We start from the raw sequence: 22722 nt of genomic DNA, 5'->3' as shown, positions 1-22722 counted from the left end.
TCGGCGGGGCTTTTTGCTTGCGCGCCCTGTATGGGACGCGCCGCTTCAGGTCTGCGTAAAGCCGCCGTCGATCACGAATTCGGCGCAGGTCACGAAGCTTGCCGCATCGGATGCGAGATAGACGACCCCGCCGGCCATTTCGCCCGGCCGCGCCAGCCGCCCGATCGGGTGCGAGGCCACGACGCTCTTGTGCGCCTCTTCCTTCAAGCCGGCGGCGCCCATTTCGACATAACGCTCCATGATGGAACTCAGCATGCCCGTATCCACCCCGCCGGGATGCACCGAATTGACCCGGATATTGTAGCCCAGCGCGCTGAATTCCGCGCCAAGGCATTTGGTGAGCATCGCGACCGCCGCCTTGCTCGTGCAATAGGCCGCGTTGAAGGGCGCGCCGCGCAGGCCGCCCACGCTGCTGAAATTGATGATCGAGGCGCCGCTGTCGCGATGCTGCCCGCCTTGCTTGAGCAGCGGCAGGAGCGCCTGTATCCCGATGACGATGCCATCGACATTGACCGCATTGACCCGGTGAAATTGCGACAGGTCCGTGTCCTCGAACTTCGTCACGATGGAAATGCCGGCATTGTTCACCAGCGCGTCGAGTAGGCCATATTCGCGCGAAACCAGATCCGCGACCGCGGCCCAGTCGTCCGGTTCGGTCACGTCGTGCCGGACATAATGATCGGCGCCGAGGTCGGGCGCCGTGTCGGCGAGATCGGTCGCAATGACGGTTGCACCCGCATCTTTGAGCGCCGTGACCGTTTCGCGGCCGATGCCGCCGGTCGCGCCGGTGATGACCACAACGCAATCGGGAAGAGAGATGGACATGCTGCGTATCTCCAAAAAAAATTACTGCGCGGTCCAGCCGCCGTCGATGACGAGTTCGGCGCCGGTCATGTAGCTCGCATCCTCGCTCGCGAGGAACAGCGCGGGGCCGGCGATCTCGTCCGGTTCGGCCATGCGACCGACGGGCGTCTGTGCATCCATCGCGTCGATGAGATCCTGCTCGCTTTCCGCGGCGCCGCTCTCGACCCAGCGTTTGAACCCCGCGGCCAGCAGCGGCGTGCGCACGAAGCCGGGATGCAGCGAATTGGCGCGGATCGGCATGCCCTTCGTCGCGAATTCGATCGCAAGCCCCTTGGTAAAGAGGCGGACAGCGCCTTTCGACGCATTATACGCCGAAACCTCACCATAGCCGACGATGCCCATGATCGAGCTGACGTTGACGATGCTCGCCCCGCCCTTTCGCCGCGCCCCTGTTTCGGCGAGCATCGGGGTGAACGTCTTGCAGCCCAGGAACACCCCGTCGACATTGATCGCCATGATCCGGCGCCAATCCTCCATGGCGATCGTTTCGACCGCGCCGGTAAGGTCGGTGCCCGCATTGTTGACGAGTATGTCGAGCCTGCCGTGCCGCCCGGCCACCATGTCGCGCAGCGTCTGCCAGTCATCCTCGCTCGTGACATCGGCGCGGGCGTAGGTGACCTTGTCGCCGTGCGCAGCGCGAAGTTCGGCGACGACATCGCTGTCCTCGCTGTCGAGATCGGTGAGCACGACATGCGCGCCCTCGCCCACGAACCGTTCGGTGATGGCCCGGCCGATCCCGCGAAGACCGCCCGATACGATCGCGACATTGCCGGCAAGGCGCGCGCTCATACGCCCATCATTCCGGCGGTCGTCGCACCGTCGATCACATATTCGCCGCCCGATATGAACGCGGCCTCATCGCTCGCCAGATAGGCGACGAGGCCCGATATTTCCTCAAGCGAGGCGAGCCGGTTCATCGGCGACATGCCTTCGTATGCAGCGCGGGTCGCGTCCGGGTCGGGCTGCGAATTGATGATGCCCGCGATGATGTCGGTTTCCACAACGCCCGGCAGAATCGCGTTCACGCGGATCTTGTACCCGCTTTTCCCGCAATGGATCGCGGCCGATTTGGCCAATGCGCACACGGCGCTCTTCGTCACGGAATACGACACGAAATTGCCCATCGCGGCATTCGCGTTCATGGACGAATTGATGATGATCGAACCGGTCTGGCCCTCGTTCTGCTTCATCATGCGGATGGCGTTCTGTACGGTGAGCATGACGCCCGTCTGGTTGATCGCGAGGATGGAGTTCCATCCCTCTAGCGAGACATCCTCGATGCTGCCGTCGTTCTTTTCCGTGCCCGCATTGGCAAAGGCGATGTCGAGGCGGCCATGCGTGTCCATGATGTGCCGGGACAACTCGGTCCAGCCGTCCGCATCCTGCACCCGGTGCGATACGAACGTGGCGCCGGTCTCCTCGCAAAGCGAACGCGCCGCCTCCTCGCGCGATCCGGTAAAGACGACTTTCGCGCCCTCGCCCGTCAATCGCCGCACCGCCGCAGCCCCGATCCCCGACGTGCCGCCGGTAATCAGTGCCACCTTGCCCGAAAGCCGTTCACCCACGCATCATTCTCCTGATCAATCCTGTTTGGCCCGAAGGTTTCACGGCTTTGCCCCTGTCGACAACCTATGATTTCGGCAAGGTGACACAGCCCGCCCGATGGTTCAGACCGTGGGTCAAAACAAAGCAATATTTCCCAATTTTTCTGATCGAGGATGCACAACGAATGGCCGATCGCGATCCCAATCTTCCGCTTGGCGCAGACCGCTGCGAAGGGCCGAGCTGGAACGAGCTGATGGAAGCCGACAGCAGGCAGGTTCCCGAATTCCTGACCAGCGACAGCTATGAATATCGCGGGTCCGAACCGATCCCCGCCGAACGCTATACCAGCGAGGAATGGGCGAAGCTGGAGCGGGAACGGATGTGGCCCTATGTCTGGCAATTCGCCGCGCGGGAGGAAGACCTGCCGGAAGCCGGCGATTACATCGTTTTCGAGAATGCAGGGCGCTCCTTCCTGATCTCCCGTCAGGAGGACGGGTCGGTCAAGGCGATGCACAATGTCTGCCTCCACCGCGGGCGCAAGCTGCGCACCGAGGACGGCAATGCGGACAAGTTCACCTGCCCCTTCCACGGCTTCACCTGGAACAAGGACGGCAGTTTCGACCGCATGCCCTGCAAATGGGATTTCCGCCATCTGGAGGATGCGGACATGGACCTGCCGCAACCCGAGGTCGGCCAGTGGCAGGGCTATATCTTCATTCGCGAGGAGCGCGGCGGCCCCAGCCTCGCCGAATTTCTGAAGCCCCTGCCCGATCATTTCGAACGCTGGCGCCACGAGGAATGCACGACCGTCCTCTATGTCGCAAAGGAAGTGCCCGCCAATTGGAAGGTCGTGTCCGAAGCGTTCATGGAAAGCTATCACACGGTCGTCACCCACCCGCAATTGTTGCCCTTTACCGCCGATTCCAATTCGGGATACCGGACGTGGGGCGATCATGTGAACGTCAATCTGGTGCCGTTCGGCGTGATGTCGCCGCATGTCGAAAAGGGCGCGGGCGAACAGTGGATCGTCGACGAATTCGTGAAATATAACGGCCGGTCCTCCGACAATTACGAGGCCATGCGGCGACCCGATGGCGATCGAGGTGCCCGACGACAAGACCGCGCGCGAGGCATTGGGCAACAAGATGCGCGAAACCTATACCGAGCAGACCGGGTACGATCACTCGCAAGCCACCGATTCCGAGGTGCTCGACGCGCTGGTCTATAACGTCTTCCCGAATTTCGCGCCGTGGGGCGGGTTCATGCCGAACATCGTCTATCGCTGGTTGCCGGGCGAAACGCCGGACTGGTGCACGATGGAAGTGCGCGTGATCGCCCGCACCAAGAAGGGCGAGGAGAAACCCCGCGGGGCGGAGCGCAAGTTCCTCACCCGCGATCAGAAATGGACCGATGCGCCCGAACTTGGCGTGCTGGGCCACGTCTTTGAACAGGACATGGAAAACCTGCCCTATGTGCAGGAAGGCCTGAAATGTTCGAAGAACGGTCTCGTGAACTATGCCAATTACCAGGAAATCCGCATCCGGCAGTTCCAGGACACGATGAAGAAATATATCGACGGCGATCTGGGAGGTTCGACGCAGAAATGAGCGATACCGACCACGGGCCCGACCCGCTCGCCGGCTGTGACGCAGACAACCACCCGCCGCGCATCGACTGCGTGCTGATCGCGGCGGGCGTGTGGCACGACATCGATTTCGCGCGGCTCGAACTGCTCAAGCTCCTGGCCGAGGATCCGAGCGTGCGCACCCGCGTGCTCGAGGATTACGAGAATATCGAGGCCATCGCCGCCGCCGATATCCTCATCACCTATACCTGCGACGTGACCCCGTCGTTAAAGGCGCAGGAGGCGTTGAAGGCCTGGCTCGATGAAGGGGGCCGCTGGTATGCGCTCCACGGGACGAATTCGATCCTGCGCATGATGGAGGACGGGCTGTGGCACGCGCCGCGCCATGCGCCGTTGATGATGGACCTGCTCGGCAGCCAGTTCGTGTCGCATCCCCCCATCGCGCCCTACACGGTGACGGTGGCGGACAAGGATCACGAGCTCACCCGCGGGGTCGAACCGTTCGAGACCACGGACGAGCTCTATCACCTCGAAACGCATGGCGACCTGCATGTCCTGCTCGAAACGGAATGCACGGAGGAAGGCACCGGCTTTGCCGAGGCGAAGGATGCGCCCGGCACCCATCCGGTGTTCTATATCAAGAGCCATGGCAAGGGCGCCGTGCTTTACAACACGCTCGGCCATTGCCGCGGGCATTACGACCTTCAGCCGATGCTGGACTGGTGGCCGGACCTCGATCGTTGTGCATGGGATCTGCCGGTGTTCTACGATCTTTTGCGGCGCGGAATTGCATGGATCAAGGCGCGTCCGGCAAGGGGGTAAGGCGCCCCCGCACGGCAAAGAGAAACCCCCGGGATCGCGCGATGCCGGGGGTTTTTCGTGCCCGCCCGTTTCAGCCCATGTCGATGTAGCGGTCGAGCGCGGTATCGGCATCCTGCGGCCAGCGCGACAGCACCAGAAGCCGCTTGTGCCCGAAGCCCAGAGCAAGCTCGTCGGTGATGCCCATGCCGCCGTGGAACTGGATCATTTCGTGCCCCATCTCGATCGCGTGGCCCGCGATGAAGGCGCGGGCGCCATGGACCGCCTTTGCGAAATCGGGTTCGCCTTCCTTCACCACGGCGAGTTCAACCAGCGCGCGCGCCTGCGTCAGGACTGCGTATTGGGCGGCCATGCGGTGCTGGATCGCCTGAAACTTGCCGATGGGCTGGTTGAACTGTTCGCGCGTGCGCACATAATCGAGCGTGTCGGCGAACATGCGCTCCATGATGCCCAGCATTTCGGCCGAGCGTGCCAGCGAGACCAGCGTTTCGACCGTGTCGAGTGCCTCTGCCGCGTCGCCTGCTCCGCCCAGCCGCGCCCCCGGCACGCCATCGAGGTCGAGCATCGCCGCCATCGACCCGTCCGCCATGCGCCACGGCGTCACCGACAACCCCCGCGCATCGGCGGGCACGAGATAGAACCCCCAGCCCGCAGCATCGCCCGGGTCGCCATCGTGGCGCGCACTCACGATATAGCCGTCGGCGTTGAAGCCCGCGACGGCAAACGGCTTGTGCCCGCGCAATGTCACGTCCGCGCCCGATCCCTCGGCGGCTGTCTTGACGAACAGGCTGCCATTGCGAGAGCCGCGTTCGGCATGCGCGATTGCGAGCCGTTTTGCGCCGGAAAGAACGGCCTCCATCCACGCGCCCTGCTGCGTCTCGTCGGCGAGGCGTGCGAACAATTGCCCGGCCATCAGCGCGTTTTCGATCAACGGTTCGACGAAGAGCCCGCGGCCGAGCGCCTCGTACACGACGGCGATCCCCGTCGCGTCGAGCCCGAGCCCGCCCAGTTCCTCCGCAAAAGGCGCCGCAATGATGCCAAGCTCACCCAGCAAGTCCCAGTTTTCCGCGCCGAAACCGCCCGCCTCGTTCAGATATTGGCGCCGGCGTTCGACATCGTAACGATCGGTGACGAACCGCTCCGCCACCGCCTTCAACATTTCCTGGTCTTCGGTCAGATCGAAATTCACGGCATCCGTCCCCTTTTTCGAAAGGCGATCTAACAGCAAAAACCGCCGCACGTGTGCTGCGCAAAAAGCTAGGCGAGTTGGCAGGGCGGTCATTCCTGGACTATCATCCGCAGGCGGACCGGATTTTTCGCGCGCCACACCTGCGGGAAAAAGAATGACGCCGGCCGCGACGCCCTAACCGCAAAGGACCGAACATGCCGAAACCGCCGAAAAGCCCGACCGACATGTGGCAGGAATTCGTCGCGGCGTGGGAGCATGAGATGAACGACTGGTCCACCCGCGTCACGCAGAGCGAGCAGTTCAGCGCCGCGATGGGGCAGGCCACCAAATATTCGCTCGTCGCGCAAAAGGCGATGACCGAGCAGATGGAAAAAATGCTGCAATCGATGAACCTGCCGACGCGCAACCAGATCGACGAATTGTCGGAACGCATGGCCGCGCTCGAGGACGGGCTGGAACGCTTGCGCATCGCGGTCGAGCGCGAGGAGACGCCCGCCCGCCCCATCGCCCGCAGCGAACCCAAACGCACGCGCAAGGCCCCGGCGGGCGACACGCCGGACGATGCGGCATGAGCGAGCTGACTCTGCCGCCCGGCGAGGAGATTGCCGAACTCGCCCGGCGCGAGATCGACCGGGCGATCAAGCGCAATATCAAGGGGCTGGAATTCCTCACCGCCGGGACGCAGCCGGTCGGCGCGATGGCGAAGGATGTCGTCTATCGCAAGGGCACGGCTGTGCTCTATCGCTATCGCCCGGTGCTCGACGAAATCTACCGCACGCCGCTGCTGCTCGTGTCGCCGCCGAGCAATCGCGGCTATATCTTCGACCTGGCCAGGGGGCAAAGCTTCGTCGAATTCATGCTGGAGCGCGGCTATGACGTGTTCAATCTCGACTGGAACCCGCCACGCCGGGACGAGGCGGAACTCGGCCTTGGCGATTATGTCGACGGGTTCATCCCCGAAAGCATTTCGCGCATCCGCGAACTGACCGGCGAAACGCAGGTCACGCTCGCCGGATATTGCATGGGCGGGACGCTCGCCGTCATTCACGCCGCGCTTTACGGCACGGCATCGGCACGCAATCTCGTCGCCTTTGCAACGCCTGTCGATTTCCACCACATGACCCTGTTTCAGAAATGGGCCGACCGGCGCCATTTCGATCTGGACCATCTCGTCGACGCACTGGACGTGATCCCGCCCGACATCATGCTCGGCGCGTTCGATCTTGCGCGTCCTGCCAATCGCACGGCGGGCAAGATGCATCTGTGGTCCAACATGTGGAACGACGATTTCGTGCAGTCCTATCGCATGTTCGACCGCTGGGCGGCGGAAACGCTGCCGGTACCGGGCACCTATTTCCGGCAGCTGATCGAGGATCTGCTCTGGGACAATGCGCTTGCGAACGGTCAGCTCGAGATAGGCGGGCGCATCGCGGATCTGTCCAATATTTCCATGCCCGTGCTCAACATCACCGCCGTCCACGACCATGTGGTGAAAAAGGAATCGACCATGCCGCTCATGGACAACACGTCCTCCCGCGATACGCACGACCTCGTCTCCAAGGGCGGGCATGTCAGCCTCGTCGCCGGGCCTGCCGCGGTCAGGCGCCTGTGGCCCCATATCGACAGCTGGCTCGCGAGGAGGCCGGTATGACCGGCGCGGCGACAAGGGGAGCAAAGCCGGTGGCGAAAAAGAAGGGCATCGATTGGAGCCTGCGCGAACTGCGCCGCGAGGACGGCGATGCGCTCCTCGCATTCGCGCGGGACATTCCGCTGCACGATCTGATGTTCCTCGAACGCGACATTCGCAATCCGAAGGTGGTCGATGCGTGGCTGGATCAATGCGAACGCGGCCTCATCCGCAGCACGCTGGCCTTTTCCGGCGACCGGGTGGTGGGGAGCAGCGCGCTTGTCCGCGACGAGCTGAGCTGGTCGCCGCATGTGGGCGAGATCCGCATCCTGATCGCGCCCGACGCACGCGGCAGCGGGCTCGGCCGGGCGCTGGCGCAGGACAGCATGGATATTGCGCAGCAAACAGGGATCGAACGGCTGATCGTGCGGATGACTCCGGATCAGACATCGGCCCTGTCCCTGTTCGAGGATATGGGCTTCAGGCCCGAGGCCCTGCTCCGCAACCAGGTCCGCGACGCGCGCGGGGTGACAAACGATATCGTGATACTGGCGCTCGACGTGAACCGGTTGCGGTCCGCGCACGAGGTTTACGGCCTGCCCGACAATTTCCCCGGAGACTGAGCGCGCGGGCCGTTCAATCCGGCGGGAAGTAGAACGCGGCGAACGGCCCGCCCGGCACGAACGGGGTCCAGTCACCCTCCGCACATGCCAGCCGGTCCGCCACGGCGTAGAGCACCGCCGGATTGGCGACAAAGCCGAAATGGCTCGTCCACACCTCGATATTTTCGGTGCGGGCGTCGGTTTCGCTGACGCAGTTTTCCCAGGCGGTGATCCCGTCGCTCTTGGAATAGATCGCGGTGGACGGCACCGGAAGCGGCTTGCCCCCGGTGACATAGCGGGGATGACGCTCCATCGCAGACACGCGATTGCCGGTCAGCAATTCGTAGAGCTGCCCCAGATTGGTCGCATCCGGATTGCCGGTGAACGGGCTGCCGAGCGCGATCACCTGTCGCACGTCGGCGGGATCGCGGCGCGCAGCCTCCCGCGCGATGACACCGCCCAGGCTCCACCCCACAAGGCTGACCTTGCGCCCGGTCGCCTGTGCGATGTCCGCAATGCGGCGGGCGATATGCTCGCCATTCTCGCCCGTGCTGTGCTGATCGAGGTTCCATCCCAGATCCCAGGTATGCACGTCATGGCCCAGCCGTTTGAGCGCCATGCGCAGCGGGACCGTCATCGCGTCATTCGTGGCAAAGCCGGGCAGCACCATGACCGGGTGCCCGTCGCCGCGCGGCGCGCTGGCCAGCATCGGCCAGCTCGCCGCCAGGGCCGCGATGTTGAAAAGCGACCGCGCCGGTTCCAGCGCGGTCCAGCCATAGGAAGGCCGGGTGATCGTGTCGCGTCGTGCCATGGTGGGGTGCTTTTCTGGCAAGGGCCGCGTTATGGCCGGTCGGAGAGGATGAGAGCGGCGGCGCGCAGGCCGATGGCCATTGCCGGCGCATTGGTGTTGCCCGTGACATGACCCGGTATCACCGAGCAATCGACCACCCGCAATCCGTCCACCCCGTTCACGCGCAGGCGCGGATCGACCACGGCGCGATCGCCGCTCCCCATGCGGCAGGTGCCGATCCCGTGCAGGCCGCAGGACGACAGCCGCCGGAACGCGGCCAGGATCGCCGCATCGCTCTCCACCTCGTCACCGGGAATTTCCTCGCAGCCGACGCTCTGGCCGAGCGGCGGCGCGTGGACGAATTCGCGCATGCGCCGGACCATGGCGACGGCGCTTTGCCGGTCATGCTCGGTGGTCAGGAAATTCGGTTCGATCTTCGGCGCATCGTCCGCATCCGGGCCGGTGATGCGCAGCGAACCCTCGCTGGTGAGCCGGAGCAGCGAACCGTAGATGGTGAGTCCGGGCCGCCTGTCGATCTTGTCCAGCGGGACGGGATCGTTGTCGCCGCCCACGGCAAAGCTGTACGCGCCGAGGTAGAATTGCGCATCGGTGCGCCCGTCGGGATGGTGCACATTGTCGAAGGCGCCGACCTCGAACGGGCCGGTCGCCATGATCCCGTCGCGCCGCATCGCCCACCGCGCCATCGCCCGCATCAGGCCCAGCCCGAAGAAATGATGGTGCGTGCCCTTCCCCTCGTCGAGGCGGAACGGCATGGAAAGCGAGAGATGCTCGATCATGCGCTCGCCAACATCGGGCGCTGCGACGACGGGATCGACACCTGCGCGCACCAGCCGTTCCGGATCGCCAATGCCCGAGCGTTGCAGCAGCAGCGGGCTTTCCATCGCGCCTGCCGACCCGATGATCTCGCCCGCGCAATCGAAGCGTTTCGCGCGCCCGTTCACCTTTGCCTCGATGCCGACGGCGCGGCCGTTTTCCATCACGATCCGCTGTGCCAGCGCGCCGGTCACGACACGGACATTGGGCCGCCTGCGCGCCGGCTCCAGAAAGGTTTTCGCCGCACTCTGCCGCACGCCATCCTTGATATTGTGCGTGTAGTAACCGACGCGCCGCCCGGTCGAGCCGTTGAGGTCGCGCACGCGTTCCAGGCCGAGCGTCTCTCCCGCCGCGATCATGTCCTCGGCAAGGGGGTAGGTGTAGATCTGCGGATCGACGTGCACCGGCCCGCCCGCGCCGCGCGTGTCGGAGGCGCCGTCGGCGTGATCTTCCAATGCGCGAAACGCATCCGTCATCGCCGCGCCGTTCCACCCGGCGGCGCCATGCTCGCGTTCCCACGCGTCGTAATCGGCAGGCTCGCCCCTGCTCCAGATCATGCCGTTGACGCCGGAACTTCCGCCCAGCCCCTTGCCCCGGATCCAGAATTCGCCGCCTGCATCGTCGTCGCCGTCGGTGCCGACGTAATCGCGCGGCTGCGTGACCTTGTACAGCCAGATCTTGGCCGGGTCTTTCACCAGTTTCGCCACGCCCTTGGGCACGTGGTTCCAGAACGAAGGCTCGCCCCCCGCCTCGAGCACGAGCACGCTCGACCGTCCGTCGGCGCTCAACTTCTCCGCAAGAACGCAGCCCGACGACCCTGCGCCAACCACGATGTAATCCCACATCTCGGCCATCCTTTTCTCCTCCGGCACACCCTTGCACAGCCATGCGCCGTCGCACCCTATCGTTTTAGGGAGCCTGCCAACCGCCCCGCTTTGCGCTTTAGTCCGAGGCACGAACGAATTGCCGGTACTTTGTGGCAAAAATTCGCGAGATTTTTGAGGATTGGCCATGCAACCCATCGCTTCAGGACTGTTCACGAAGGACGACCCGCCGCGATTGATCGGAGGGCGGGACCGCGCAACCGGGCGCATCGTGTTTCCCTGCCCGCCGGGTGACGGGTTCGAGGCGGTTCCCCTGTCGCGGACCGGCACCTTGTGGAGCTACACCATTCAGCGATTCCGGCCCAAATCGCCGCCCTATGCCGGGCCGGAGGCGTTCACCCCCTGGGCGCTCGGCTATGTCGAGCTGCCGGGCGAAACCATCGTGGAGGCGCGGTTGACCGATGTGGAGTTCGGCGCAATCGAGATCGGCATGCCGCTCGAACTGACGCAGGTGCCGCTCGACCCCGATGCGGCCGAAAGCGTCGCCATTCCGGCCTTTCGGCCCGAAGGAGCATCGGCATGACCGACGTGTGCATCGTGGGCATCGGCATCCACCCCTTCGGCCGGACCGAGGGTCGCTCCGGCCTGGAACAGGGGGTCTTCGCCGTGCGGGAAGCATTATCCGACGCAGGCATCGCATGGGGCGATGTCGACTTCGCCTATGGCGCGTCGGACGCGGCGGGCAATCCCGACACGATGGTGGAGCAGCTCGGCCTTACCGGCGCGCAATTCATCAACGTGCGCAATGGCTGCGCCGCGGGCGGATCGGCGCTGTTCTCGGCGCAGATGGCGATCAAGGCGGGCGAGGCGGACATCGGCCTCGCCGTCGGGTTCGACAAGCATCCGCGCGGCGCGTTCGATGCGAAACCTGCCGAATACAACCTGCCCGAATGGTACGGCGATGCTGGCTACATGGTGACGACGCAGTTCTTTGCGACGAAGATCATGCGCTACATGCATCTCAACGGCATTTCGCGCGAAACGCTCGGCCGGGTCGCGGCAAAGGCGTTTCGCAACGGCGCGAAGGCGCCCCATGCCTGGCGGCGGGATCCGGTCCCGCTCGACGTCATTCTCGATGCGCCGATGGTGTCGGATCCCTACTCCAAATACATGTTCTGCTCGCCGGCGGAGGGCGGCGTGGCGCTCATCCTCGCCAGCGAGAAGAAGGCCCGCGAACTGGGCAAGCCGATCGTGAAACTCAAGGCCGCGACGATGCGCACCCGCCCGCCCGGCAGTTTCGAGGTGTTCGCCCCGTCCATCGACGTGGAGCGCGGCGGGTCCGCCACCAATATCGCCAGCCGCGATGCGTTCGAAATCGCCGGCATCGGCCCCGAAGACATCGGCGTCGCGCAATTGCAGGATACAGAGGCCGGCGCGGAATTGATGCACATGGCCGAGAACGGCTTTGTCGCGGACGGGGAGCAGGAACGCTACCTCCGCGAGGGGTGGACCGAGATCGATGGCCGCCTGCCGGTCAATACCGATGGCGGCTGCCTTGCCTGCGGCGAGCCGATCGGCGCATCGGGCCTGCGCCAAGTTTACGAAAATGTCGTGCAATTGCGCGGCGACGGCGGCGCCCGCCAAGTCCCCGGCAACCCGAAGACCGCCTACAGCCATGTCTATGGCGCGCCCGGTGTTTCCGCCGTGACCATTCTGGAACGTTGATATGGATATCGATCTTAGCCCGCAGGAAACCGCCTTTCGCGAAGAGGTTCGTGCATTCCTGCGCGACAATCTGCCCGACCGGATCAAGCGCGGCGCGGCCAGTTCGCCCACCGTGTTCGTCGAACCCGACGTCGGGCAGGACTGGAACGCGATTCTCGCCGAAAAAGGCTGGCTCGGCTATCAATGGCCGAAGGAATATGGCGGCACCGGCTGGACCCCGACGCAGCGTTATATCTTCGAAAAGGAATGCGCGCTCGCCGGGGCGCCGAACCTCACCGTGCTGGGGCTGAAACTCGTCGCGCCCGTCATCTTCAATTTCGGGACCGAGGAACAGCGCCGCGAATATCTGCCGCGCATCCTGTCGGGGCAGGATTACTGGTGCCAGGGGTTTTCGGAACCCAATGCCGGGTCCGACCTCGCCTCGCTGTCGTGCCGGGCGGTGCGCGACGGGGATGATTACGTCATCAGCGGTTCCAAGATCTGGACCACCCATGCCCATTTCGCGAACCGGATGTTCGTGCTCGTGCGGACCGATACGGACGGCAGGAAACAGGCGGGCATTTCATTCCTCCTGATGGATCTCGACGATCCGGGGGTGCAGATCCGCCCGATCGTGACGCTCGCCGGCGATCACGAGGTCAATCAGGTGTTCCTCGAAAACGTGCGCGTGCCGGTCGCCAATCTCGTCGGGGAGGAAGGCGAAGGCTGGGCCATCGCGAAATTCCTGCTCGAAAACGAACGGGGCGGTTCGTGCCATGCGCCCAAGCTCGCCTATGATATCGACCAGATCATGATCGCCGCCGCGCAGCAGCCCGACGGCACGGGCGGAACGCTTGCCGACGATCGCGACTGGAAACGGCGGGTGGCGAAACTGCGGCTGGAGGTCGATGCGCTTGAGATGATCGAGCTGAAAATCCTGGCCGAGATCGCGAATGGTCGCACGCCGGGGCCGCAGACGTCGCTGACGAAGATGATCGCGTCGAACCTGCGGCAGGACATCGACCTGCTCGCGGTCGATCTCTACGGTCCGGCGGGGCTTCAGCTTCCCAATGCGCGCCCGCTCTATGGTGAGAATGCGCCCGACCCGCTATGCTCCGCCGATGCGCAGGTTGCCTCGGCCCGCTATCTCAACAGCCGGGCCTGGACGATCTTCGGCGGCACGAACGAAGTTCAATCAACGATAATCGCCAAGACCGTCCTCGGTCTGTGAACGGCGAAAACAACTGGAGAGTGAGATGCAGCTAAGCCGAGAAGACCTGCTGCAAGCCTACCGGCGGATGAAGATCATCCGCGAGTTCGAGGAAAGGCTGCACGAGGAAATCGCCACCGGGGAAATCGCCGGGTTCACGCACCTTTACTGCGGGCAGGAAGCCGTCGCGGTCGGCGTGTGCGAACATCTGTCCGACGATGACAAGATCGTGTCGACGCACCGCGGCCACGGCCATTGCCTGGCCAAGGGGTGCGACGTGAAGGGCATGATGAAGGAAATCTGGGGCAGCCAGGACGGTCTTTGCAATGGCAAGGGCGGCTCGATGCATATTGCCGACACGGACAAGGGCATGCTCGGCGCCAACGGCATCGTCGGCGCGGGCGCCCCCATCGCGGTCGGTGCGGCGCTGACCGCAAAGATCAATGGCAAGGGCCATGTGTCCATCGCGTTTTCGGGCGATGGCGCGTGCAACCAGGGCACCACGTTCGAGGCGATGAATTTCGCCGTCGTGACCAAGGCGCCGTGCATCTTCGTGTTCGAGAACAACCATTATTCCGAGCATACCGGCGTCGATTACGCGGTCGGCACGAACAAGGACATCGCCAGCCGCGCCGAAGCGTTCGGCATGAAGGTGTGGCGCGCCGACGGCACCGATTTCTTCGCCGTCTACGAAACCATGCGCGAGCTTCTGGAATATGTCCGCGCGGGCAACGGCCCGGCCGCGGTCGAGTTCGATACCGAGCGGTTCTACGGCCATTTCGAAGGCGATCCGCAGCGTTATCGCGGCGAAGGCGAACTCGACCGCCTCTGGGCCGAGCGCAATTGCATCGACAATTTCCGCAAGAAGGTGACCGAGGCAAAGCTGCTCGACGGTGCCGATCTCGACAAGGTGGACGAGGAAGTGCTCACGCTGATCGAGGAAGCGGTCGAAGAGGCGCGCGCCGCGCCGCGCCCCACGCCCGACGACGTCCATAAAAACGTCTACATCAGCTACTGAACCGCAGGAGCGAGCACATGGCTAAAATGGTTTACCGCGACGCGGTTCGCAAAACGATCTTTCAGGAAATGGAGCGCGACGAAAACGTCGTCGTGCTGGGCGAGGATATTGTCGGCGGCATGGGCACGGCCGGCGGGCCGGAGGCCATCGGCGGCATCTGGTCCACCTCCACCGGGTTTTACGACGCGTTCGGCCCCGACCGGGTGATCGACACGCCGATTTCGGAAAGCGCCATCGTCGGCGCGGCGGGCGGCCTCGCGCTTACGGGGAAACGGCCCATCGCGGAATTGATGTTCGCGGATTTCATCGGCGTATCGCTCGACCAGATCTGGAACCAGATCGCGAAATTCCGCTACATGTTCGGCGGCAAGTCGAAATGCCCCGCGATCATCCGCATGGTGTATGGCGCAGGCTTCAACGCCGCGGCGCAGCATAGCCAGTCGGTGCATCAAATCCTGACCGGGATGCCGGGGCTGAAGGTCGTGATGCCGTCGACGCCGGGCGATGTGGTGGGTCTCCTGCGCGAGGCGATCCGGGAGGACGATCCGGTGATCTTCCTCGAACACAAGGCGCTCTACGGCCTGTCGGGCGAAGTGTCCGACGATCCCGATTTCACCATTCCCTTCGCCCATGCCCGGCTCGCCCGCGCGGGCGAGGACGTGACCATCGTCGCCACCGGCATGATGGTCGGCCTTGCGGAAAAGACCGCCGATACGCTCGCCGAGGACGGCATCGGTTGCGACGTGATCGACCTTCGCACCACGAGCCCGCTCGACGAGGAAGCCGTGCTCGATTCGGTGGAGGCGACGGGCCGGCTCGTCGTCGTGGACGAGGCGCCGCCCCGGTGCAGCCTTGCCACCGACATCGTCGCGCTCGCGTCCAACAAGGCGTTCGCCAGCCTGAAGGCGCCGCCGCAGATGGTGACCGCCCCGCACACCCCCGTCCCCTTCGCCCGCGAACTGGAAAGCGCCTATCTTCCCGATCCGGGCAAGATCGAGGCCGCCGTTCGCAAGGCGCTGGACTATCGCTGAGGAAGGGGACTGAACATGGCCAGGCTACGCGCGTTCACCATGCCCAAATGGGGCATAGAAATGACAGAAGGCACCATCGCCGAATGGCAGGTGAAGGAAGGGGAAGACTTCGCGAAGGGCGACACGATCTGTTCGATCGAAACGGCCAAGATCACCAATGAGGTCGATGCCGAATATGGTGCGAAGGTGCGCCGCGTCATCGCCGAGGCGGGCGCCGAATTGCCCGTGGGTGCGCTTCTCGCCGTGTTCGACGATGGCGCCGATGCGAGCGAGGACGAGGTCGAGGCCTTCATCGCCAATTTCAAGCCGGCGGGCGGCGGCGATGCGAAACCGGCCCCGAAGGAGAGCGCCCCGGAGCCAGAAACCGAACCGCAGGCTTCCGCGCCGAAGGAACGCGTGAAGATCGACACCAACCGACCGATCAGCCCCGAGGCGCTGAAACTCGCCGAGGAGGAAGGCGTCGACATTGCGGGGATCGAGGGGTCGGGCCGCGGAGGGCGCATCACCTATCAGGACGTGCATCAGGCGATACGCGGCCCGAACACGGCAAAGCCCAAGGGCACGACCGTCCTGCCGGAGGAAGATGCGATCTTCGCCTCTCCCCTCGCCCGGCGGATCGCGGCGCTGCACGATATCGACCTGTCCTCGCTCAGCGGGACCGGACCGCGCGGGCGCATTTCGAAGAAGGACGTGCTGGCGAAAATGCCGGACGAGGATGGCGCCGGCACTGCGGGCGCACCCTTCCGGCTCGTCGCGAACGAAGCCGACATCGTGCCCTTCGACAAGATCCGCAAGGTCGTGGCAAAGCGCCTGACCACAGCAAAACAGGACATCCCGCATTTCTACCTGAGGATCAGTGTGAATGCCGATCCGATGCTGGACATGCGCAAGGCGGCCAATCTGGTGCTGGGTTGCAAGGCGTCGGTGAACGATTTCATCGTGATGGCCGCCGCCCGCGCGCTCGCCCGGCATCCCGACGTCAACGTGCAATTGCACGGCGACGAGGTGCACCGGTTCGCCCATGCCGACGTGTCCGTCGCCGTGGCCAGCCCCAAGGGGCTCGTCACGCCGATCGTGCGCCAGGCGAACCGCATGCGCATCGACCAGATCGCGAACGCCACCAAGGGCCTGATCGAGAAGGCGAAGGAGGGCACGCTCGGTTACGAGGACATGGACGGGGGCACGTTCACCGTGTCGAACCTCGGCATGTTCGGGATCGAGAATTTCGACGCGATCATCAACCCGCCGCAGGGCGCGATCCTCGCCGTGGGCGGATCGAACCGCGTGCCGGTCGAAACGGCGGATGGCGGAATCGCGTTCGAAAACCGCATCTCCTTCACCCTGTCGGTCGACCACCGTGCCATTGACGGGGCGACGGGCGCGCAATTCCTGCAAACGTTCAAGATGATGCTCGAAGATCCCGAACAGCTGTTCGGATAGAGGAGAGAAACGATGCCAAAGGCCGGAAGCCTCGCCGATGTCGGCGAAATCATGCAGCTTGCCTACCTACCTGCCGATTTCGACGCCGCGATCGAATATTGGACGAAGACGATGGGCGTCGGCCCGTTCTTCATGCTGGAAAATATCCGGCTCGGCGACATGAAATACAAGGGCGCGCCGACCGACGCGGTGTTCAGCGTCGCGATCGCCTACTGGAACGACATGCAGATCGAACTGGTCCGGCCCGAAAACGATGCCCCGGCGCACTATACCGGCGACCATGCGGTGCACGACCGGGTGCAGCATGTGTGCATCGTGGTCGACGATATCGAGGAGGCGTATCGCGCCTGCCGCGAGGCGGGGGCCGAGATCCTCGTCGAGGGCAAGGTCGGCAAGAGCGGCGCGGTCATCTATGCCGATCCCGGCGCCGGGCCGGGCGGCGTCGTCGAATATGTGAAGCTGGATGACGGCGGCGCCGAATTTTTCGAACACATGAAGGCCTGCGCCGCCGATTGGGACGGGTCCGATCCGGTGCGGTCGATCGGGTGAGCCTTTCGGTCGATCTTTCGGGCAAGGTCGCGCTCGTCACCGGCGCGTCGAGCGGTCTGGGCGCGCATTTCGCCCGCGTGCTCGCGCAGAGCGGTGCCCATGTCGCACTCGCCGCGCGCCGGGTCGACCGGCTGGAGGCGCTGCGCGACGAATTGTGCCATCTCGACGTCTCGGTTCGCACGATCGAACTCGACGTCACGCGCGACGGCGACGCAGACCGCGCCGTCGCCATGGCGCAGGAGCTGGGCGGGCTCGACATCCTCGTCAACAATGCCGGCATGACCGAGGCGGCTCCCGTGCTCGACCAGGATGCCGCGACATTCGACCGGGTGCTCTCGGTCAATCTCAACGGGGCGTTTGCGATGGCCCATGCCGCGGCGCGGGCGATGCGCGATGGCGGCGCAGGAGGCAGCATCGTCAACACCGCCTCGATCCTGGGGCTGCGGCAGGGGCATCACCTCACCGCCTATGCCGTGTCGAAGGCCGGCGTGGTGCAGATGACCAAAAATCTCGCGCTGGAACTCGCCCGGTACGGCATCCGGGTCAACGCACTCGCGCCCGGCTATTTCGAGACCGACATCAACGCCGATTTCCTCAACAGCGAGGACGGCCGGCGTTTCGTGAAAACCATACCGCAGCGCCGGACGGGCGCGCTGCACGAGCTGAGCGGGCCGTTGCTGCTGCTATGTTCGGACGCGGGAAGCTACATGACAGGGGCCGTCATCCCGGTCGATGGCGGTCATCTGGTGACGTCGCTGTAACGCGGGCAACCCCTTTGGCCGCATTCATGTTCAGCCAGACCAGATTTTCAATGAACAATTGCCGATAGGGCGGTTCACAAATGCGACAGTCCGCCGTGCTATGATGGGAACGTCATCGACACCGACGCGGCGAGGGGCGCGTTTCAGCCAAGGAAGCAATTGATGAAAAAGGTCGACCGATTGAAAGCCATGGCGGCCACCGCGCTCGCCTCCGGCATGATCGCCGCTGTGCCGACCGCCTCGGCCACGCCCGCGTTTTCGGCCGCGGAGAGTGCTCCCGCCCCTGTATTCGCCCCCGCCGATAATGCCGATGCGCGAATGGCGCCGGACCGCACGATGCGCCCGGACCGCACGATCGGCCGCAATAATCAGCCGCGGGAGAGGACCGGCACCCCCGATCGCCGCCGGGCGGATCGCGTCGGCACCACCGACAATCGTGCCGAGCGGCGCGCCGAACGTCCGCAAGCCACCCCGACACAGCGCGCCCGCGATGCCGCGGCACAGCAACGCCGCGCCATGCGCGACGCCGCCGCCGCGCAGGCCGCGCGGACGCAGCGACCCGCCATTCCGCAACCCGATGATACCAACCGTCGGGACCGCGGCCAGCGATGGGAACGGGACGCGCGCGAGCGGGTGGGCGAGCGGAGCGATGATCGCAGCCGTTCCGACTGGCGCACCCGTTCCGACTGGCGCCGTGGCGAGCGGGACGATGATCGCAACCGCTCCGACTGGCGCGAGCGGCGCGGGGATCGCGATGGCGACAGGGACCGCTATGGTGAGAGGGATCGCGACTGGCGCGGGAACGAACGCTGGCGCGACAGGGATAACGCGCGTGACGGGCGCGATTGGCAGGACCGCCGCGAGAATTCCGACTGGCGGAACCGGGACCGCAACCGGGACGACCGCGACTGGCGCGGCAGGGACTGGCGCGACGGGCAACAGGCGCGCCACAACCGCTGGGACCGGCGCTGGCGCGAAAGCGATCGCTATGACTGGCAACGCTATCGCATGGCGAATCACCGGCTCTACCGGATGAGCCGTTATGCACCGCCCTATCGCGATTATCGCTATAGCCGGTTCAACATCGGCATCTCGCTCGGCTCGCCATTCTATAGCCAGCGTTACTGGATCAACGATCCGTGGCGCTATCGCCTGCCGGCGGTCTATGGCGATTATCGCTGGGTCCGGTATTACGACGATGTCCTGCTCGTCGATACGTATAACGGCCGCGTCGTCGACGTGATCCACGACTTCTTCTGGTAAGCGAAACCCCCGCCTCGCGCCCCCGGACCGGGCGCGGGGCCGGTCCCTATCGGCGGAGGAAGGGCACCATGCGGGCCAGCGTCCCGTCGGAATCGACGAAATGATGCTTCAACGCGCCCGCCACGTGCAACACGACCAGTCCGGCCATGAAAAACGCCAGGATTTCGTGCATTTCATGGGCGACCTCCCCGGCGGATTTGTCCGCAATGGGCAGCGTCGGCACGCCAATGCCGAGGATATTTGCCGCGATCCCGTCATTTCCGGCCGAAACCATGATCCACCCGGCCACCGGGATCGCCACGATCAAAATGTAGAAAAGCGTGTAGGTCGTTTTCGCCAGCGCCCGCTCCCACGGGCGGAGCGTGGGCTCCAGCGGGGGGCGCGGATGCACGATGCGCCATGCGATGCGCACCACGGCGAGGAGCAGCACGGTGATGCCGATGGCCTTGTGCCACCCCATGGCGGATCGGTGAACGTCCTCTGCCATCGCTTCGGTCAGGACGGGGATGAACCAGTTGCCGATGATCAACACGGCCATGATCCAGTGGAGGGCGATGGCAACGCTTGAATAGCGGTGCTGCGGGGTGTTGATCCTGTCCATGGTTTCATGCTTATCACCTCGGCACAGAGGAACAATGCACAATTGTCGGGCGCCATCCACCAACGAAGGATCTCATGGCCAGAGTCTCCCAGATCGATGCAGAGAACCAGCGCGAGATTGCCGCGCTGAACCGTCATGTCCTTGCCCGGCTGGAGGCGGACACCTCGGTCGAGAAGCTCGTCGATGAAAACCTGCAATTGTTCGGTGTGGCCGATTTCTTTTCCGCGGAGGAATGCGAACGGCTTTGCGACCTGATCGACCGGGTCGCGCGCCCCTCGCCCGTGTTCGACGTGGATTACGGGCGGTCCTCCCGCACCAGCTATTCCGGCGACATGGACCCCTCGGACCCGTTCATCCGCATGCTGCACCGGCGCATGGACGACCTGCTCGGCGTGGAGGAGAATTTCGGCGAAACGCTTCAGGGGCAGCGGTACGAGGTGGGCCAGCAGTTCAAGGCGCATCACGACTGGTTCGATACCGACGCGCACTACTGGACCGAAAAGGTCGCCACGGGTGGTCAGCGGGCGTGGACGCTGATGGTCTATCTCAACGATGTGGAGGAAGGCGGCACGACCGATTTCCCCCGCGTCAACGTGTCCATCCCGCCGCAGCGCGGCACCTTGATCGCGTGGAACAACGCGCTCGACGACGGGACGCCGAATGTCGATACGCTGCACGCCGGGACGCCGGTGCTCGCCGGGGTCAAATATGTCGTGACCCGCTGGTATCGCAGCCGGCGCTGGTACTGAAGCCGGCGCCCTACGGTTTGCGGGCGATGGCCTCCGCGATCAGCGTCCGGCTGTTGCCGACGCCGTAAAGCGCGATGAAACTACCCATTCGCGGCCCCTGCGCGCTGCCGAGCAGCGTTTCATACAGCGCGCGGAACCAGTCGCGCAGTTTCTCGAACCCGAATTCCTCGCGCTTGCCGATTTCATAGACGAGGTTCTGCAATTCCTCGGGCGGGGTGTCCTCCGCCCGGCTCGCGAGTTCGGCATCGAGCGCGGCGAGAGCGGCGGCCTCGTTCGGCTCCGGCGCGCGGCGCTGCATCGTGGGGGCCACGAAATCGCGGTTGTAGGCCAGCGCCCGGTCCACCAGCACGGCAAGGTCGGGATGCGCGTCGGGCGAGGCATCGGCGATGTAATTGCCGAGATAGGACCACACCTGTTCGGCATCGGCCTGCGCGCCGAGCACGCTGACGAGATTGAGCAACAGCCCGTACGTCACTGGCAGGCTGTCGCCCTCGCCCGGCGCGTCGGCCCCCGCCCCGCCCGTATTCGCGCGCAGCGTGTGCCAGGCAGGGTTGCCCAGCCTTTGCTCGATCGGTTGCTGGGCAAGCTTTTCGCGGAACTGCCAATATTCGTCGACGGCCTTGGGAATGACGCCGATATGGAGCTGCTTCGCGCTCTTCGGCTCACGATAGATGTAGAAGCCGAGGCTCTCCTCGCTGCCGTAGCGCAGCCATTCGTCGATGGTGAGGCCATTGCCTTTCGACTTCGAAATCTTCTCGCCCTTCGCGTCGAGGAACAGCTCGTAGATCAGCCCCTCCGGCTTGCGCCCGCCGAGGATCTTCGCGATCTTGCCCGACTGCACGCCGCTGTCGGTGAGATCCTTGCCATACATCTCGTAATCGACGCCGAGCGCGACCCAACGCATCGCCCAGTCGACCTTCCATTGCAGCTTGGCCCGGCCGCCCAGCACGCAATGCTCGATCGTCTCGCCCTCGTCCTCGAACCGGACGATGCCTGCCTCGGCATCGACGACCTCGACCGGCACCTGCAATACGCGGCCGCTGGTCGGGCTGATCGGGAGGATGGGCGAATAGGTCGCGGCCCGTTCGGCGCGCAGGGTCGGCAGCATGACGCCCATGATCTTGTCATACTGCCGCAGGACATTGCGCAGCGCATCGTCGAACGCCCCCGAATTATAGCGATCGGACGCGGCGATGAATTCATAGTCGAAACCGAACCGGTCGAGAAAAGCGCGCAGCATGGCATTATTGTGCGCGGCAAAGCTGTCATGTTCGCCGAACGGATCGGTGATGCGGGACAATGGCTTGCCAAGCTGATCGGTGAGCGCGGCGCCATTGGGCACGTTGTCGGGCACCTTGCGCAGGCCGTCCATGTCGTCGCTGAATGCCACGAGCCGGGTCGGATGGCCGCCGGTCAGCGCCTCGTAAGCGCGGCGGACGAGCGTGGTGCGAAGAACTTCCTGAAACGTGCCGATATGCGGCAGCCCGCTCGGCCCGTATCCCGTTTCGAACAAGACCGGCACCAGATTGCCATCCGCGTAGCGCTTGCCATCGGGATAGCGTTTGACGATCCGGCGCGCCTCTTCGAAAGGCCAGGCCTTGGACGCGGCGGCGGCATCGCGCAGCGTGCCATTCATGTCGTTCGTGCTATCGCTCATGGCCGATGCCTTGCATCCCTGCGCCGCGAATCGCAAGTGCGCGTTGGCCGGGGAAGAGGC

22 protein-coding genes and 1 pseudogene are annotated in these 22722 nt (G+C 64.6%); 15 read left to right on the top strand and 8 right to left on the bottom strand.

Features of this window, described 5'->3' with window-relative positions; genetic code table 11:
- Window positions 1-45 precede the first annotated feature (45 nt).
- The 3 genes from JD971_RS11340 to JD971_RS11330 are packed head-to-tail and all read right to left on the bottom strand — an operon-like array spanning window position 46 to window position 2429.
- Window positions 46-825, bottom strand: a complete 780-nt coding sequence (locus JD971_RS11340) for an SDR family NAD(P)-dependent oxidoreductase (RefSeq protein ID WP_202083479.1) — start codon at window positions 823-825, stop codon at window positions 46-48.
- A 21-nt stretch (window positions 826-846) separates the two neighbouring features.
- Window positions 847-1653 (bottom strand): SDR family NAD(P)-dependent oxidoreductase, encoded by an 807-nt coding sequence (locus JD971_RS11335; RefSeq protein ID WP_202083477.1) that lies wholly within the window; start codon window positions 1651-1653, stop codon window positions 847-849.
- A complete protein-coding gene (locus JD971_RS11330) occupies window positions 1650-2429 on the bottom strand; it encodes an SDR family NAD(P)-dependent oxidoreductase (RefSeq protein ID WP_202083475.1) in 780 nt (259 codons plus the stop codon). The genes JD971_RS11335 and JD971_RS11330 overlap by 4 nt, the downstream gene beginning before the upstream one ends.
- A 164-nt stretch (window positions 2430-2593) precedes the next feature.
- Here JD971_RS11330 and JD971_RS11325 point away from each other — a divergent pair.
- Together JD971_RS11325 and JD971_RS11320 are read left to right on the top strand one after the other, a co-directional pair.
- Window positions 2594-4016, top strand: a pseudogene (locus tag JD971_RS11325) (SRPBCC family protein).
- Window positions 4013-4816, top strand: a complete 804-nt coding sequence (locus tag JD971_RS11320; RefSeq protein ID WP_202083473.1) for a ThuA domain-containing protein — start codon at window positions 4013-4015, stop codon at window positions 4814-4816. The pseudogene JD971_RS11325 and the gene JD971_RS11320 overlap by 4 nt, the downstream one beginning before the upstream one ends.
- Window positions 4817-4886: 70 nt before the next feature.
- On the opposite strand, the gene JD971_RS11315 is transcribed toward JD971_RS11320, so the two are convergent.
- On the bottom strand, window positions 4887-6002 hold the full coding sequence (locus tag JD971_RS11315) for an acyl-CoA dehydrogenase family protein (protein ID WP_202083471.1): 1116 nt from the start codon (window positions 6000-6002) through the stop codon (window positions 4887-4889).
- Window positions 6003-6196: 194 nt separating this feature from the next.
- Here JD971_RS11315 and JD971_RS11310 point away from each other — a divergent pair, with 194 nt between their 5' ends.
- The 3 genes from JD971_RS11310 to JD971_RS11300 are packed head-to-tail and all read left to right on the top strand — an operon-like array spanning window position 6197 to window position 8252.
- Entirely contained in the window at window positions 6197-6574 is a 378-nt protein-coding gene (locus JD971_RS11310) for a poly(R)-hydroxyalkanoic acid synthase subunit PhaE (RefSeq protein WP_202083469.1), read from the top strand.
- On the top strand, window positions 6571-7653 hold the full coding sequence (locus tag JD971_RS11305) for an alpha/beta fold hydrolase (RefSeq protein WP_202083467.1): 1083 nt from the start codon (window positions 6571-6573) through the stop codon (window positions 7651-7653). The genes JD971_RS11310 and JD971_RS11305 overlap by 4 nt, the downstream gene beginning before the upstream one ends.
- Complete coding sequence (locus tag JD971_RS11300; RefSeq protein WP_202083465.1) at window positions 7650-8252, top strand: GNAT family N-acetyltransferase; 603 nt, start codon at window positions 7650-7652, stop codon at window positions 8250-8252. Before JD971_RS11305 ends, JD971_RS11300 begins: the two co-directional genes overlap by 4 nt.
- Before the next feature lie 13 nt (window positions 8253-8265).
- On the opposite strand, the gene JD971_RS11295 is transcribed toward JD971_RS11300, so the two are convergent.
- Both JD971_RS11295 and JD971_RS11290 read right to left on the bottom strand, forming a co-directional pair.
- The gene (locus JD971_RS11295) at window positions 8266-9042 is read right to left on the bottom strand and encodes a triacylglycerol lipase (protein WP_202083463.1); all 777 of its coding nucleotides are present in this window, start codon (window positions 9040-9042) and stop codon (window positions 8266-8268) included.
- 29 nt (window positions 9043-9071) lie between these two features.
- Window positions 9072-10709: a GMC family oxidoreductase gene (locus JD971_RS11290; RefSeq protein WP_202083461.1), complete on the bottom strand. Its 1638-nt coding sequence runs from the start codon at window positions 10707-10709 to the stop codon at window positions 9072-9074.
- Window positions 10710-10866: 157 nt separating this feature from the next.
- On the opposite strand from JD971_RS11290, the gene JD971_RS11285 reads away from it, so the two are divergent.
- The 9 genes from JD971_RS11285 (at window position 10867) to JD971_RS11245 (ending at window position 19655) form a co-directional block, all read left to right on the top strand.
- Entirely contained in the window at window positions 10867-11262 is a 396-nt protein-coding gene (locus tag JD971_RS11285) for a Zn-ribbon domain-containing OB-fold protein (protein WP_202083459.1), read from the top strand.
- Window positions 11259-12404, top strand: a complete 1146-nt coding sequence (locus JD971_RS11280) for a thiolase family protein (protein ID WP_202083457.1) — start codon at window positions 11259-11261, stop codon at window positions 12402-12404. The genes JD971_RS11285 and JD971_RS11280 overlap by 4 nt, the downstream gene beginning before the upstream one ends.
- Before the next feature lies 1 nt (window position 12405).
- Window positions 12406-13614: an acyl-CoA dehydrogenase family protein gene (locus tag JD971_RS11275; RefSeq protein WP_202083456.1), complete on the top strand. Its 1209-nt coding sequence runs from the start codon at window positions 12406-12408 to the stop codon at window positions 13612-13614.
- A gap of 25 nt (window positions 13615-13639) precedes the next feature.
- The gene (locus JD971_RS11270; RefSeq protein WP_202083453.1) at window positions 13640-14611 is read left to right on the top strand and encodes a thiamine pyrophosphate-dependent dehydrogenase E1 component subunit alpha; all 972 of its coding nucleotides are present in this window, start codon (window positions 13640-13642) and stop codon (window positions 14609-14611) included.
- Between the two features lie 17 nt (window positions 14612-14628).
- Complete coding sequence (locus JD971_RS11265; protein WP_202083451.1) at window positions 14629-15642, top strand: alpha-ketoacid dehydrogenase subunit beta; 1014 nt, start codon at window positions 14629-14631, stop codon at window positions 15640-15642.
- Window positions 15643-15657: 15 nt separating this feature from the next.
- Window positions 15658-17082, top strand: coding sequence for a 2-oxo acid dehydrogenase subunit E2 (locus JD971_RS11260; RefSeq protein ID WP_202083450.1), 1425 nt, complete (start codon window positions 15658-15660; stop codon window positions 17080-17082).
- 12 nt (window positions 17083-17094) lie between these two features.
- A complete protein-coding gene (locus tag JD971_RS11255) occupies window positions 17095-17631 on the top strand; it encodes a VOC family protein (protein WP_202083448.1) in 537 nt (178 codons plus the stop codon).
- Window positions 17595-18392 carry an SDR family NAD(P)-dependent oxidoreductase gene (locus JD971_RS11250; protein ID WP_236672066.1) on the top strand — a complete coding sequence of 266 codons (798 nt, stop codon included), beginning with the start codon at window positions 17595-17597 and terminating at the stop codon, window positions 18390-18392. The genes JD971_RS11255 and JD971_RS11250 overlap by 37 nt, the downstream gene beginning before the upstream one ends.
- A gap of 162 nt (window positions 18393-18554) precedes the next feature.
- The gene (locus JD971_RS11245; RefSeq protein ID WP_236672065.1) at window positions 18555-19655 is read left to right on the top strand and encodes an RcnB family protein; all 1101 of its coding nucleotides are present in this window, start codon (window positions 18555-18557) and stop codon (window positions 19653-19655) included.
- A gap of 46 nt (window positions 19656-19701) precedes the next feature.
- Here JD971_RS11245 and JD971_RS11240 read toward each other — a convergent pair whose 3' ends face one another.
- Complete coding sequence (locus JD971_RS11240) at window positions 19702-20256, bottom strand: cytochrome b (RefSeq protein WP_202083446.1); 555 nt, start codon at window positions 20254-20256, stop codon at window positions 19702-19704.
- A 74-nt stretch (window positions 20257-20330) separates the two neighbouring features.
- Between JD971_RS11240 and JD971_RS11235 the strand changes: the two genes are divergently transcribed.
- Entirely contained in the window at window positions 20331-21005 is a 675-nt protein-coding gene (locus JD971_RS11235; protein WP_202083445.1) for a 2OG-Fe(II) oxygenase, read from the top strand.
- A 10-nt stretch (window positions 21006-21015) separates the two neighbouring features.
- On the opposite strand, the gene JD971_RS11230 is transcribed toward JD971_RS11235, so the two are convergent.
- Window positions 21016-22662, bottom strand: a complete 1647-nt coding sequence (locus JD971_RS11230) for a lysine--tRNA ligase (protein ID WP_236672064.1) — start codon at window positions 22660-22662, stop codon at window positions 21016-21018.
- Window positions 22663-22722 lie beyond the last annotated feature (60 nt).

The organism is Croceicoccus sp. YJ47, from assembly GCF_016745095.1.
Taxonomy (GTDB): domain Bacteria; phylum Pseudomonadota; class Alphaproteobacteria; order Sphingomonadales; family Sphingomonadaceae; genus Croceicoccus.
Note: the sequence above shows the minus strand (reverse complement) of the source record. Positions and strands in the feature narration are given on the sequence as shown.

Coding starts and splice junctions, on each gene's coding strand:
- JD971_RS11320 (WP_202083473.1), top strand. CDS start 4,013: ATGAGCGATACCGACCACGGGCCCGACCCGCTCGCCGGCTGTGACGCA.
- JD971_RS11260 (WP_202083450.1), top strand. CDS start 15,658: ATGGCCAGGCTACGCGCGTTCACCATGCCCAAATGGGGCATAGAAATG.
- JD971_RS11265 (WP_202083451.1), top strand. CDS start 14,629: ATGGCTAAAATGGTTTACCGCGACGCGGTTCGCAAAACGATCTTTCAG.
- JD971_RS11270 (WP_202083453.1), top strand. CDS start 13,640: ATGCAGCTAAGCCGAGAAGACCTGCTGCAAGCCTACCGGCGGATGAAG.
- JD971_RS11280 (WP_202083457.1), top strand. CDS start 11,259: ATGACCGACGTGTGCATCGTGGGCATCGGCATCCACCCCTTCGGCCGG.
- JD971_RS11335 (WP_202083477.1), bottom strand. CDS start 1,653: ATGAGCGCGCGCCTTGCCGGCAATGTCGCGATCGTATCGGGCGGTCTT.
- JD971_RS11235 (WP_202083445.1), top strand. CDS start 20,331: ATGGCCAGAGTCTCCCAGATCGATGCAGAGAACCAGCGCGAGATTGCC.
- JD971_RS11300 (WP_202083465.1), top strand. CDS start 7,650: ATGACCGGCGCGGCGACAAGGGGAGCAAAGCCGGTGGCGAAAAAGAAG.
- JD971_RS11290 (WP_202083461.1), bottom strand. CDS start 10,709: ATGGCCGAGATGTGGGATTACATCGTGGTTGGCGCAGGGTCGTCGGGC.
- JD971_RS11240 (WP_202083446.1), bottom strand. CDS start 20,256: ATGGACAGGATCAACACCCCGCAGCACCGCTATTCAAGCGTTGCCATC.
- JD971_RS11285 (WP_202083459.1), top strand. CDS start 10,867: ATGCAACCCATCGCTTCAGGACTGTTCACGAAGGACGACCCGCCGCGA.
- JD971_RS11305 (WP_202083467.1), top strand. CDS start 6,571: ATGAGCGAGCTGACTCTGCCGCCCGGCGAGGAGATTGCCGAACTCGCC.
- JD971_RS11340 (WP_202083479.1), bottom strand. CDS start 825: ATGTCCATCTCTCTTCCCGATTGCGTTGTGGTCATCACCGGCGCGACC.
- JD971_RS11310 (WP_202083469.1), top strand. CDS start 6,197: ATGCCGAAACCGCCGAAAAGCCCGACCGACATGTGGCAGGAATTCGTC.
- JD971_RS11245 (WP_236672065.1), top strand. CDS start 18,555: ATGAAAAAGGTCGACCGATTGAAAGCCATGGCGGCCACCGCGCTCGCC.
- JD971_RS11255 (WP_202083448.1), top strand. CDS start 17,095: ATGCCAAAGGCCGGAAGCCTCGCCGATGTCGGCGAAATCATGCAGCTT.
- JD971_RS11230 (WP_236672064.1), bottom strand. CDS start 22,662: ATGAGCGATAGCACGAACGACATGAATGGCACGCTGCGCGATGCCGCC.
- JD971_RS11275 (WP_202083456.1), top strand. CDS start 12,406: ATGGATATCGATCTTAGCCCGCAGGAAACCGCCTTTCGCGAAGAGGTT.
- JD971_RS11295 (WP_202083463.1), bottom strand. CDS start 9,042: ATGGCACGACGCGACACGATCACCCGGCCTTCCTATGGCTGGACCGCG.